We start from the raw sequence: 13,295 nt of genomic DNA on the forward strand, positions 1-13,295 counted from the left end.
AGTGGTCTACTTAAAAGAGATTGATTCAAGACGGCTGTTTTACAGAGCCCTTAGGAGAGCCGGCCTTGGTCGGATTTGCCGGTAAAGGATTGTCAGATAGCCTTTGAATGCCTGCATTATGGTCTTTAAAATGCGACTAGAGGGTTTCCCTCCCCCTTTCTTGAGGTACTTTTTAAGGTTGAAGGCGATCGCGGCCATGAGCATGACCTTATGTGCGCCGGTCTTGCCCAGTACGCCTATTTTCCGTAGGCCGTAGAACTGGGTCAGGCTGCCGAACACCGGTTCGACCGTACTTTACCTGAGTTTTTTCATTTGCCTGCCCCTTTCGCTTTGCTGCCGGGCATAGGCCCTCAGGTACGGTTCGTCGTATATTGTTCTGGTGATATTTTTGCATTTTCTATTTGGCGCACAGCTGGATTTCATGGGGCAGGCCTTGCAGTCCCTTGGTGCCGCCCAATAGTTTTTGAAAACGGTACCGTCCTTGTTGGTACTGAATCCCTTGAAGGGCAGGGGCCTGCCCATCGGGCAACTGTATTCGTCCCTTTCCTTATTATAGGGAAAGCCTTCTATTTTAGGTTTGTACTTCCCGAAAACGGGTATCCACCCGGTGACCTTCCTTTTTTCCAGAAAATCGTAGTTAGAGCCGTTGGAATACCCCGCGTCCGCAAGGATATCCGTCATTATGAGCTCGTTATTCCCTAAACGTTCCTGCACCTTTTGGCCGATATCGGTCAGGTACTGGCTGTCCCTGCCATCGGCAAAGTCGGCCTGGATATGGGAGATGACCCCTTCCGCGGTATCCACCGCCATACTGCAATGGTAGTTGAGCTTTCTGGCCTTGCCGGGCTTGACCGATATTCGGGCATCCGGATCACGGGGGCTGTAGTGCGTCTTGTTGCTTAGCAGGCGTGCTTTTTTATGGGCCGCACCGGCAGGCCGTACCGGACTTTCCTGTAAATTCCGGTGGTGTTTCTCCACGCGCTTAAGCTCATGTTCGGGAGCGGAGATCTGTACGTGGGATATGGTACCCCCGTGCTTTTTAGTAGTTTCTCCGTTCTCTTCCGACACTTTCTTCAAGTGGCTCTCCATCGGGGCGGCCGGCATTTTCGGCACTACGCCTTCCATGGATGCATTTGCCTTTATCGGGGCCGAGTCCACCGCCTGGGTATGGCCGGATACCATTCCGCTGTCGACGCACAGGGCGAATACCTTGTTGAACAATGTAACGAACAGGGATTCCGGGTAGAGTTGCCTCGTCCTGCTTATCGTCGAGTGCCATGGCAGCTCCTCGTCCAGGTCATAGCCCAGGAAGTAGAGCACGTCCATTCGCATACCGCAGTGCTCCACCAGTTTTCGGTCGGAGGTGATGTCCTCAAGGTATCCCGTGATCAACAGCTTGAAGAAGACCACGGGGTCGATCGAAGGGTTGCCGGTCTTGCCATAAAGCTCTTTTGTATCCTTATAAAGAAAGCTTAGGTCGAGCGTTTCGTGGAGCCTTCCGTAAAGATTTTCCTTTGGGATCCGGTCCGATAACCGGAAGCTAAGGAACAATTTTTCGGTATAATTCTTTCTGCCTTGCATACCCTTAATTTACGGATTTCCGCGTATCGGTGAAAGCAAAAATTGATGTTTATCGGAGTTCTGCAACAGCCACGGCCGTTTAAATGTACTTGACCAGTTCCGTAAAACGTGAATTAACGGAACAACTAAAAAGAACGACAAATGGAACTGGAAACTAAAATCTTTGGACCCTCATCAGTTTGTTTCGTAAAAAGGCCATTTTAAAGAATTGTAGTTTTGAAAAAATGAGTGTGAAAATAAAAAGAACTCTATTCTCAATCCCATTTCCTTTTAACTGAAGAATCAGTTCAAATTCCGAAATTCACTAGGCGAATGCCCTACCCTTTGTTTAAAGAGCCTTGTGAAATGTTGTGGATATTTAAACCCTAATTCATATGCTATCTCACTTAAAGATTTGGATGGATCAAATACGCGTTCCTTAGCAACTTCTATCAGCTTGTTCTGGATGTACTCTTGGGCCGATTTTCCAGTTTCCTTTTTTACAAGATCTCCAAAATAATTAGGAGAAAGGTGCAGGCGATCCGCAAAGTAACTCACTGAGGGCGTACCGTATTTTTGTGGTTTATCGGATGCGAAATATTGGGTCAGCATATCCTTGAATTTCTCCAAGGAGCCTATATTTTCAACTTCTCGTGTCAGGAATTGTCGATCATAAAAACGAGTGCAATAATCCAAAAAAAGTTCAATGTTGGCTACGATTAACTTTTTACTGTGCTTGTCCAAGTTTTGTTCCAACTCAAACTGTATTTTTTCGATTAAACTTAAAATCACTTTCCGTTCTTTGGCGGATAAGTGTAAAGCCTCATTGCTTGAATAGGAGAAAAAACTATAGTATTGTAATTTTTTACCCAATTCCGTACCTGTCAATAAATCAGGGTGAAATAGTATTGCATACCCCTTGGGCACATAATCAGGGTCAAAACCGCTTAATTCGATGGTTTGGCCGGGAGCCATAAAGACAAGGGTTCCCTCATCATAATCGTATGGCTTCCCTCCGTAATGCATTTTGCATCCCTTAGCATCCTTCAAGAAAATAGCATAGCAATTATAATGGAAGGCATCATAATCTTTGTTCTCATAGCCTTCTTTGTTTACTTCCTTAAAATCAACAATACCCACCAAAGGGTGCAACACCTCTTGTTTTCTCAAATTAAGGTAATCTCCAACGGTGTCGATGTGCAGTACATTTTTCATTGACCTCTAATTTTTTGTTAAAGATAAGACATTGATTACCAGTAATTCAAACGGTTATCATAAAATCTGTAATAGTGGTAGGTATAACCGTAATTTGGGTAAGCCTTTTTGGTTTTTGACCCACTACTTTTGTATCAAACCAATAATAGGGAACCAGATTTCGGCCACAATATTTATCCGTAAAGTTTAGAACATGATGAACTGATTGGGATAATGCTTAAACAATAAAAAAAATGAAAGTAAGAACATTAGGACAAGACCTCAAAGCATCGGAAATCGGCCTCGGCTGTATGGGCATGAGCTTCGGTTACGGACCCGCCAAGGACGAAAAGGAAATGATACAATTAATCCGTAAAGCGGTTGAAATGGGAATCATATTTTTCGATACCGCCGAAGTGTACGGGCCTTATATTAACGAAAAATTGGTAGGAAAGGCTTTAAAACCGTTTAAGAACCAGGTACAAATAGCGACCAAATTCGGGTTCGGTTATCAAGATGGAAAAGTGACAGGACTGGATAGTAGCCCTACCGGTATTCGGAATATGGTGGATGCTTCCTTAAAACGTTTACAAGTAGACGCCATTGACCTCCTGTACCAACACCGTGTAGACCCGAATGTGCCGATTGAAGAGGTTGCCGGTGCCGTAAAGGAGTTGATCGCGGAAGGAAAAGTACAGCATTTTGGCCTGTCGGAAGCCGGGGTAGATGTAATCAAAAGGGCACATTCCGTTCAACCGGTTACGGCGCTGCAAAGTGAGTATTCATTGTTTTGGAGGGAACCTGAAGAAGAAATTATGCCCGTACTGGAAGAACTGGGCATCGGTTTTGTACCTTTTAGTCCCTTGGGGAAAGGATTGTTAACCGGCAAAATAGACAAAAATACAAGCTTTTCGGACAATGATTTCAGAAGTTCCGTGCCCCGTTTTTCAGAAGAGAACCTGAAACAGAATTTTGCATTGGTCGATCTGGTAACCAATTATGCCAAGGAAAAGAATGCCACCCCTGCACAAGTGGCCCTGGCCTGGATCCTCTACCAAAAACCATGGATCATTCCTATTCCCGGAACTACGAAGATTTCTCTCTTGGAAGAAAATCTTGGAGCGGCCAAAATCACATTTACGGATGAGGAATTGCAACAAATCACGGAGGCTACCTCAAAAGTTGACCTGGTTGGGGAACGGTATTCCGAAGCGAACCAGAAAATGATAAACCGTTAGATAAATGCGTAAAATCGAAAATAATAGTTTAAAGATGAAACAGCTCAAAACAATTGTTATTGCGATAATAACCACCGTGTTTCTTGGTTTTACAAACGACGTGAAAGCCCAATCGAACGCTGGCACAACCATGAATTTGGATGCCGAGCAACAATCCATCGTTACCATTGCATCGCTGACTGCAAAAGGCGACCTAGAAAATTTGGAAACAGCTTTGGTGGAAGGTTTGGAAGCGGGATTGACCATAAACGAGATCAAGGAGGTCATGGTGCACCTGTATGCCTACTGTGGATTTCCACGTAGCCTACATGGTTTACGGACTTTTATCAAAGTATTGGACGAGCGCAAGGCAAAAGGAATCGTGGATGCTTTGGGTGCTGAAGCTGCCCCAATCGAAGATAAACGTACAAAATACGAACGGGGCAAAGCGAATCTGGAAGCATTGGTACAGGCAAAATTGGACGGCCCACCGGCCGATTACGCGCAATTTGCCCCCATTATCGAAGTTTTTTTAAAGGAACATCTGTTTGCCGATATTTTCGATCGGGACATTTTGGACTATCAGCAAAGGGAACTGGTCACGGTTTCCGTTCTGGCAACGATCGGCGATGTGGAACCCATGCTGCGTTCGCACATGAACATCTGTTTGATACAGGGCATCACGCCAGCACAATTAGAGGAATTGGTCGATGTGGCCGGAAAAAATGTAGATCAAGCGAAAATCGAATCGGCCAAGGAAGTTTTGAACGAATTATTGGAATCTAAAAAATAACAAGGAAATGAAATATATAGGATTATTTATTTTAATGAGTATGCTATCATTAAATCAGACAATCATGGCACAAAGCGAGAAAAACCCTTTTGGATTGGTATACAAGGGAGCAATTACTGAAAATGTGGATGGAAAAGTCAACATACATCCCGTTACGTACAAACTGAACGGAATTGATATTGCCGCCAATGTTTACACACCTCCCGATTATGATCCAACAAAGAAATATCCGGCAATAACGATTGCACACCCCAACGGGGGTATCAAAGAGCAGACAGCCGGTCTATACGCACAACGTTTGGCAGAGACCGGTTATATTACCATCACGGCAGATGCTGCCTATCAGGGAGCAAGTGGGGGCGAGCCACGCCATACGGACAAACCTCAATTTCGTAAGGAAGACATCCACGGTATGGCCGATTTTATCTCACAATATCCAGGTGTTGACACAGAACGCTTAGGTGCTTTGGGCATTTGTGGCGGCGGTGGATATACGCTGAAAGCGGTCCAATCGGATAAGCGGTTTAAAGCGGTAGCAACCTTGAGTATGTTCAATACAGGAATTGTACGAAAAAACGGCTTTTTGAATTCGCAGGTAACAACCACCCAAGAAAGGCTATCGCAAGCCTCCGATGCAAGAGCACAGGAAGCTTCGGGCGGCGAGATCGTGTATTCCGGTGTTGACGGTATTACCGATGAAGAATTGGCAAAGGTTTCAACGCTTTTTTATCGGCAAGGCTATGAATATTATTTTAGAACCCACGCCCACCCCAATTCGACTTTTCTTTACACCACAAGCAGTTTAATGGACTTAATGGCCTGGGATGCTACCGACGATATTGACCTCATAGACCAACCTTTATTAATGATTGCCGGTAGCAATGCCCAAACATTATATTTGACCTTGGATGCTTTTCCAAAGGCGACCAATGCGAAACACAAGGAATTGTTCCTTATCGAAGGTGCCACGCATATCGAAACTTATTGGAAACCGGAATACGTCAATCAAGCAGTAAACAAATTAGTGGACTTTTACCAAAACAATCTTATAACTACGAACCTATGAACGGCAAAAATCTTTTAGCGATTATATTGTTCGGAACGCTTATTCTTTCCTGTAAACAAATAGAGGAAAAAAATCAGGCCACCGATTCAACTGAACAAGTAGATTCAACTATACGGCAAGAATTAATTTTCCCGAAAGGGGAAAAAGTCACGAACAACAATTTCGTTGGCGATGTTTGGGTGCATATGCAAGTGAGGGCCGATAGCGTGAACCAAAATTCCGTGGGAACGGTAACGTTCGATCCCGGGGCAAGGTCAAATTGGCATTCGCATCCCAACGGACAGATTATAATGGTATTGGATGGCGAAGGCTACTATCAGGAAAAGGGAAGTGCGAAAAAAATCCTTTATAAAGGCGATGTGGTCAAATGCCCTGCAAATACTCCGCATTGGCACGGGGCAAGTGCCGATAAAGAATTTATCCAAGTCGCCATTTCCAGCCGGGAAGACGGCCCTACGCAATGGCTGGAAGCCGTTACCGAAGAGGAGTATGCAAAATAGTGGCGGAAGACAATGCACCCATAAACTATCCGCTAATTCAAACTCCTGTATATGAATACTATCAGAATTCTTACCTTATAACCTCGTGATCAAATACATCTAAAATTTATGAAAAAAATTATATTTGTTCTAGCGCTGTCGTTACACGTACTTGGATGCAAGGAAAACAATACCGGGCAGACCAAGACTATCGATAGTACTTCCGATAGCAATATCATTGCAATTGAACAACAGGGTACGTTTGCCGTCGGGGGAACCGTAAAGGAGAGTCCCGGAACTTTCGACCCAATTGCCCACGGGGCATTCAATCCAACAAATCAAAGCACGGTAGGACAGACCCTGCACGGTGACCACGCATCGGTATTCTATCAAATTCCGGTTAATGCCAGAGACCTACCTCTTGTGTTTTGGCACGGCTATGGCCAGTCGATGCGTACCTGGCAAAGTACCCCTGACGGTCGGGAAGGGTTTCAGAGCATTTTCTTGAGAAAACGGTTTCCGGTCTATCTGTTGGACCAACCCAGACGGGGCCTGGCAGGTCAGAGTTTGGAACCTGGAACATTGCAGGCCAGAACGGAGGACCAGCTTTGGTTCGGTATTTTCAGGATGGGCGAAGGAACCGAATTCTATCCGGACATACAATTTTCTAAAGATCCCGAAGCCCTCGATCAGTTCTTTCGCCGGAGCACACCTGATACAGGACCTTTGGATATCGATCTTAACATCGATGCGGTTTCGGCCCTCTTTGACAGAATAGGCGATGGTATTTTGGTCACCCACTCTCACAGCGGAGGGCAGGGATGGCTTACGGCCTTGGAAAATGACAACATCAAGGCAATCGTATCGTATGAGCCCGGTAGCAATTTTGTCTTCCTAGAAGACCAAGTACCGGAGCCTATACCGTACGTTGGGGGTACGTTACGGGCCCGTGGTGTGGAGATGGAGGAATTTAAGAAGCTGACCAAAATCCCTATCGTGATATACTATGGCGATTACATCCCGGAAACCGAAGTAAAGAATCCTGGCCAAGAGCAATGGCGCGCGGCCCTTTCGATGGCTCGAAAGTGGACAAAGGCCGTCAACGATGCCGGCGGTGATGTTACCTTGGTGGTGTTGCCAGAAAAAGGCATCAAGGGCAATACCCACTTTCCGATGTCGGACCTGAACAACGAAAAAATAGCGGACTTGATGTACGAGTGGCTTGAAGAAAAAGAATTGAACTAAAAACTATAAACCCATGAAAAATCTAATCACAACAGTACTATGTATTATTCCCGTATGCGTTTTTGCCCAACATAACGGGTACGAGGTCTCATCCTATCAAGAAAAGGGGGCCAAGGCACCAAATACCCATTATATCGGGGAGGCCTGGCTGAACGGCATACTGAGGGCCGATGATGAAACGGACTTTAATATCACAAAGGCCACCTTCAAGGCAAATTCCACTTTGGACTGGCACAAACATTCATCAACCCAGGTCTTAATTTACGTTGACGGCGAGGGATATTATCAAGAAAGAGGAAAAGACCCTGTAATCCTTAAAAAAGGGGATGTGATCAAATGTGAAAAAGGCATAGAGCACTGGCACTCATCCACCAAGGAAAGCGATGTTACCTATTTGGCCTTGTACGGAGGAGAACAACCTACAACTTGGACCGAAGTGCTTTCCAAAGAATACTACGATAGCGTGGCGAAGAAACTCAAGAAATAAGACTTTTTGAATACGGTTGCTTTATTCTGTTCTTAAATGTTTTCTGAATGTCAAAGTGAAACAGATTAATTGTAGTAAGGGCGATTCCCATTGTCCGTTTTCCGACCCCAACCCCAAAGCAGGTCGGGATGAAATAATAGCGTATGGCCAGCAGGTTTAAAATTGTTGTCGACATGCCATACACCACTTGTCCCGGAGCCAAAAAAATCAAGTTCCCATTTTGGTAATGTTAGTTCTGTCGGCCACACCTCAGAATACAGCCCTCTTATTATTTGGGAAAAACGGTAAAAATGATAGCGGACGGTCTCGGCGTGTTCTTCACTTGTGCAAGAACCTTCCGAAAGGTCATGCACACTGACCAAAGGGTGCAACGGCGATAAGTTAAATTTAGAACAATAGTCATCCGCCTTTATCAACTCTTTTGTGCCGAGCATCTCGAAATTTCTTTTCTCGTATTCAGGTAATATTTTGTGAACAAATCAATTAGGTGCCTTCAATCCGTAAAAATGGTAGGTAAATCCGTAATTGGGGTAAGTACTTCATCTTTATAATTCTATAGGTTTGAGGAAGGAAAAACTTAGCTATTAACGATTTAATAAATACAAAATGAGAACAGTATTAACGGGTATTTTTTTAGTGATAATGAGTACATCTTCCTTCGCCCAAGATGCGACGATAGAAAATGAAATAAAGGAGCTTTCCAAAGCCAAATGGCAATGGATGGCCGATAAGGATGTGGACAAGTTGGCCGATCTGTTTCATGACAAATCAAGGTTTGTACACTTGAGCGGCTCTTGGAAAAAAGATAGGGAACTTGAAATTATCGAGTCTGGGAGCATCTGGTATAAAAATGCCGATGTACACGATGTGGTCGTGGAAACTTTTGATGATAACACCGTGGTACTTTGGAATAGAATAACCCTTACGGCCCATGTCCGGGGAAATGACGTCACAACGGAATTTACCGTAACCGAATTCTATAAAAAAGAAGGCGACGATTGGAAATTATTGGACCTAACGTTTAGCAGCGTTCGTGATACCCATGAAATTGCCCATTAATACATCAGAACAAATACAATATAATGAACAAAAATATATTATTAGGCTTATTGCTTATGCTGATTACAGGACAAGTCGCCCTTGCCCAATCGGCCGATTTGGAAAAGGAAATAAGGGAGCTGTCCACCCAAAAATGGCAATGGATGGCCGATAAAGATGCGGACAAATTGGAAGACCTCTTTCATGACAAGGCAAAATTTGTACACATGGGCGGTACGTGGGGGAAGGACCGCGAAGTAGACATCATTAGAGGTGGGTTTATTCACTACAAAAAGGCCGATGTACATGAAGTCATGGTCGAAGTCTTGAATGATAATACCGTTATACTGTGGAACCAAATTACGCTGCTGGCCGAAGTCGGCAGCAACGAAGTGACCAATCCCTTCATGGTAACGGAAGTCTATGTAAAGGAGAATAACAATTGGAAATTGGCCGATTTGACCTTTAGCAAAACAATGACAAGGGAATAAACTTGAACAACTCAACTTAAAAACACAAAAATGAAAAAATACATTTTAGGATTGCTGGTACTCCTTGGAGTTACTGTTTCCGCACAAGAAGGTGCACCTAAAGTTAAAACTGAATTGGGGGTAATCCGCGGTGTCCATGAAGATGGTGTAGCTAGTTTTAAAGGAATTCCCTTTGCTGCCCCACCAGTTGGTGAGTTCCGTTGGAGAGCCCCTCAACCATTATCCGCCTGGGAAGGTGAATTGGATGCTACGGAATATGGTGCCAACTGCGCACAGTCCGGTTGGGGCGGTGCCCCGGGAACCATTAGTGAAGGTTCATCCGAAGATTGCCTGTACCTCAATGTGTGGAAACCAGCTGATGTAAATCTGGGTGCGAACCTGCCCGTCATGGTTTGGATACATGGTGGGGGCTTTGTCGGTGGAAGTGGTTCCGGAGCTGGAATTGCCGGTGAGGAATTTGCGAAGAAGGGAGTGGTCTTAATTACCATCAATTACCGTTTGGGGCGTTTGGGCCATTTTGCATTTCCAGCGTTGAGTGCCGAACATCCTGAAGAATATAAAGGCAGTTATGCCTACATGGACCAAATTGCGGCGCTGCAATGGGTACAAAAGAACATTGCTGCCTTTGGTGGAAATCCTGATAACGTAACCATATTCGGCTTTTCCGCAGGTGGGGTATCCGTACACTCTTTAATGACCATTCCAGATGCAAAGGGACTTTTCCAAAAAGCTATCAGTGAATCTGGCGGAGCCCGTGATGGAGTACTTACCGGAAGGCCAATAAAGCAAGAAGATGCATCCCCTTTTTATCCCGTTTCCGCGGAGACCATTGGAATTAATTTTGCCAAAAAACAGGGTATAGAAGGTACGGATGCCGATGCCTTGGCCAAGTTACGCGCTTTACCGGTGGAAAAAATTGTGGATGGCGGACAGGAAACGGATGGTGAAGGAGGTCCAAGAACGTATTCCGGTCCAATCTTAGATGGTGCGTTGGTGGTAGAAACAGCTGAAAGTGCCTATAATGCCGGTAGACAAATGCAAATACCATTGATAATTGGATCCAATAGTGCCGAAATCGGGGGTAGCTTTGTCAACAACAGTAAAACAAAAGAAGAACTGTTTTCACTCTTTGGCGAGTTTGAAGAGGAAGCTCAAGCTGCCTATGATCCTGATGGAAGCAAAGAATTCGAAGAGGTCATTACCAAGTTCAATACCGATTGGGTGTGGGGGGAACCAGGACGTTTTGCCGCAAGGGCTTTCGCGGAACAAGGTGAACCCACGTTTATTTACCATTTTGGTTTTGTACCCGAACCTATGAAGGAAAGAATGAAATATGGCGCCGGTCATGGATCCGAAGTAGGCTATGTGTTTAACAATCTTGACGCACGTTGGGGAAACCCCGAGACCACCCCGGAAGATAAGAGGGTGGCGGAGATCATGAACGGGTACTGGGTAAATTTCGCCAAGACCGGAAATCCCAATGGCGATGGATTACCAAACTGGCCAGTCTATACTAAAAATGAAGGTAAAATCATGGATATACAGTTAGATGGTGAAGCAGTTGGAAAACCAGATCCAAGAAAAGCGAGATTGGATGTCATTGAAAAGGGGGTTAAACTCAGAAATATACTACAATCACGGGGAATATAAACCAGTTGTGCATTCGATGAATAAAATCAACAACATAGTTACAACAGCAGTATTGTTTTTAACCTTTCTAGGTCAAGGTTTCTCACAAACCAATCCGGTAATTGAGGTATTTCCTAAAGGCACCGTTTTGCACGGCAATATCAACTATGCCAACGATACACTGCAAAAACATTTGTTGGATATCTATTTGCCCCAAAAAGCATCGGGTAAAATACCCTTGGTCGTTTTTGTGCATGGAGGCGGTTGGTTGGTCAATGACAAATACGCCGATATAGGCTATATGAAAAAAACCGTTTCTGAAATCGTTTCCAAAGGTTTTGCCTTGGCCTCCATTGATTACCGTTTTGCGACCCAAGCTGTTTTTCCTGCCCAAATACAGGATTGTAATCGTGCGGTTTCCTTTTTGGTCGACAATGCCGATACGTATGGTTTTGATAAAGACCGAATTGCCGTAATGGGATTTTCTGCAGGCGGTCATCTGGCTTCCTTGATGGGACTTTCAAAAAACAATGATATTCCCGAATTTTTTGTACCGAAAACCAACAAAGGATTTGACTTTAAGGCTGTGGTAGATTTCTACGGACCCGCCGAACTGATTTTATTCCCTGGGGCCAATGATGCCAAATCGCCTGAAGCTCTGTTGATTGGTGCTCCTCCACTTGATAGACCTGACTTGGCCAAGATGGCTAGTCCGGTAACCTATGTGGATGAAAACGATCCTCCTTTTCTGATTGTTCATGGGGAAAATGATGATTTGGTTTCGCCCAGGCAATCCCAACTTTTAAGTTCATGGTTAACGGTGAATGGTGTTGAAAACGAATTAATCGTCGTAAAGGATGCCCCTCATTTCGGAGAGATGTTCGATGTACAAGATATACGGACCAAGGTTATTGATTTTTTGCAAACCCACCTACAGAACTAAGTAGTATTAATTTAAGTATACGCATATGAAAGCGAAGGGAAATAATCTGAACAGAAGAAATTTTATATCAAAATCTGCCCTTTTGGGAGCAGGTATAGTGGCAGGCCCAGTGGCTTTTGCCAACGAGAAAAATTCACCTGGTAAAAATGAGGGTTTAAAAACCCTTTCCAGCCCTGAGAAGCGGATGCTGGGTACGTTGGAAGTATCGCCAATTGGGTTGGGTTGTATGAGCATGAAAAGTGGTAGCTATAATCCCCCACGGGATACCCAAGAAATGATACCCGTAATCCGTGGGGCTTATGATTTGGGCGTTACATTTTTTGATACAGCCGAAGTGTACGGCCCGTTTACCGATGAGGAATTGGTAGGTGAGGCACTGCAACCCATTAGGGACAAAGTGGTCATTGCCAGTAAATTCGGATTTGACTTTTCAAATGGAGATAGGGCAGGTCGAAACAGTAAACCAGAGCATATAAAAAGTGCTGTAGAGGGCATGTTGAAACGGCTTCGTACCGACCGAATCGATTTATTGTACCTACATCGTTTGGACCCAAACGTACCGATCGAGGACGTTGCCGGAACGGTCAAGGATTTGATCAAGGAAGGGAAGGCCCTGCATTTTGGACTTTCCGAAGTTTCACCAACGACCATACGCAAGGCCCATGATGAGCAGCCTGTTGCTGCCCTTCAGAGCGAATACTCCATTATTCAGCGTGCCCTTGAAAATGAAGTAATAGATACCTGTGGAGAATTGGGCATAGGGTTCGTGCCATGGGGACCGGTCTGTCGTGGATTTTTAGGCGATAAGTTCAACGAGCATAGCCGTTTTTCTAGTGACTCCCGCTTATCTCAAGTACCCTATTTTACACCGGAAGCTATTGAAGCTCACATGGAGGTGCTCACTCTGGTGCGCGAATGGGGCCAAAAAAAGGATGCCACTCCAGCCCAAATAGCATTGGCCTGGGTCATGGCACAAAAACCCTTTATTGTTCCAATTCCCGGAACTACGAAACTGCATCATGTGAAACAGAACCAAGGTGCACTGAACGTTACTTTTTCCGATACGGAATTAAAGGAATTCAGGAATTCTTTGGAACAGATAAAGCTTGTGGGTGTCCGTGGGCCGGAAACAGCCTTGGTAGACCAATAATTC

Annotated in this window: 14 protein-coding genes; 11 read left to right on the forward strand and 3 right to left on the reverse strand. The window is 44.7% G+C overall.

Annotated features, from left to right (window positions below; translation table 11 throughout):
* Positions 1-39: 39 nt before the first annotated feature.
* The 3 genes from RQM65_RS18995 to RQM65_RS04885 all read right to left on the reverse strand — a co-directional run bounded on the left by RQM65_RS18995 (position 40) and on the right by RQM65_RS04885 (position 2,775).
* A complete protein-coding gene (locus tag RQM65_RS18995) occupies positions 40-279 on the reverse strand; it encodes a hypothetical protein (protein WP_489753094.1) in 240 nt (79 codons plus the stop codon).
* Positions 280-294: 15 nt separating this feature from the next.
* A complete protein-coding gene (locus RQM65_RS04880) occupies positions 295-1,581 on the reverse strand; it encodes a transposase (protein ID WP_489753095.1) in 1,287 nt (428 codons plus the stop codon).
* Between the two features lie 282 nt (positions 1,582-1,863).
* Complete coding sequence (locus RQM65_RS04885) at positions 1,864-2,775, reverse strand: helix-turn-helix domain-containing protein (protein ID WP_314013128.1); 912 nt, start codon at positions 2,773-2,775, stop codon at positions 1,864-1,866.
* Positions 2,776-3,008: 233 nt separating this feature from the next.
* On the opposite strand from RQM65_RS04885, the gene RQM65_RS04890 reads away from it, so the two are divergent.
* The 11 genes from RQM65_RS04890 (at position 3,009) to RQM65_RS04940 (ending at position 13,292) form a co-directional block, all read left to right on the forward strand.
* Entirely contained in the window at positions 3,009-3,992 is a 984-nt protein-coding gene (locus tag RQM65_RS04890) for an aldo/keto reductase (protein ID WP_314013129.1), read from the forward strand.
* A 4-nt stretch (positions 3,993-3,996) separates the two neighbouring features.
* Entirely contained in the window at positions 3,997-4,764 is a 768-nt protein-coding gene (locus tag RQM65_RS04895) for a carboxymuconolactone decarboxylase family protein (protein ID WP_314013130.1), read from the forward strand.
* A gap of 64 nt (positions 4,765-4,828) precedes the next feature.
* A complete protein-coding gene (locus RQM65_RS04900) occupies positions 4,829-5,830 on the forward strand; it encodes an alpha/beta hydrolase (protein ID WP_314013131.1) in 1,002 nt (333 codons plus the stop codon).
* Positions 5,827-6,330, forward strand: coding sequence for a cupin domain-containing protein (locus RQM65_RS04905; RefSeq protein WP_314013132.1), 504 nt, complete (start codon positions 5,827-5,829; stop codon positions 6,328-6,330). The genes RQM65_RS04900 and RQM65_RS04905 overlap by 4 nt, the downstream gene beginning before the upstream one ends.
* Positions 6,331-6,438: 108 nt before the next feature.
* Positions 6,439-7,554, forward strand: coding sequence for an alpha/beta hydrolase (locus RQM65_RS04910; RefSeq protein ID WP_314013133.1), 1,116 nt, complete (start codon positions 6,439-6,441; stop codon positions 7,552-7,554).
* A 13-nt stretch (positions 7,555-7,567) separates the two neighbouring features.
* Positions 7,568-8,041, forward strand: a complete 474-nt coding sequence (locus tag RQM65_RS04915; protein WP_314013134.1) for a cupin domain-containing protein — start codon at positions 7,568-7,570, stop codon at positions 8,039-8,041.
* A gap of 606 nt (positions 8,042-8,647) precedes the next feature.
* Positions 8,648-9,100, forward strand: coding sequence for a nuclear transport factor 2 family protein (locus RQM65_RS04920; RefSeq protein ID WP_314013135.1), 453 nt, complete (start codon positions 8,648-8,650; stop codon positions 9,098-9,100).
* Between the two features lie 23 nt (positions 9,101-9,123).
* Positions 9,124-9,570, forward strand: a complete 447-nt coding sequence (locus tag RQM65_RS04925) for a nuclear transport factor 2 family protein (RefSeq protein WP_314013136.1) — start codon at positions 9,124-9,126, stop codon at positions 9,568-9,570.
* 30 nt (positions 9,571-9,600) lie between these two features.
* The gene (locus tag RQM65_RS04930) at positions 9,601-11,220 is read left to right on the forward strand and encodes a carboxylesterase/lipase family protein (RefSeq protein WP_314013137.1); all 1,620 of its coding nucleotides are present in this window, start codon (positions 9,601-9,603) and stop codon (positions 11,218-11,220) included.
* 16 nt (positions 11,221-11,236) lie between these two features.
* Positions 11,237-12,142: an alpha/beta hydrolase fold domain-containing protein gene (locus RQM65_RS04935; protein ID WP_314013138.1), complete on the forward strand. Its 906-nt coding sequence runs from the start codon at positions 11,237-11,239 to the stop codon at positions 12,140-12,142.
* Positions 12,143-12,167: 25 nt separating this feature from the next.
* Positions 12,168-13,292 carry an aldo/keto reductase gene (locus tag RQM65_RS04940; protein ID WP_314013139.1) on the forward strand — a complete coding sequence of 375 codons (1,125 nt, stop codon included), beginning with the start codon at positions 12,168-12,170 and terminating at the stop codon, positions 13,290-13,292.
* The last annotated feature ends 3 nt before the right edge of the window (positions 13,293-13,295 follow it).

Origin of the sequence: Pricia mediterranea (genome assembly GCF_032248455.1) — a bacterium.
GTDB classification, from domain to species: domain Bacteria; phylum Bacteroidota; class Bacteroidia; order Flavobacteriales; family Flavobacteriaceae; genus Pricia; species Pricia mediterranea.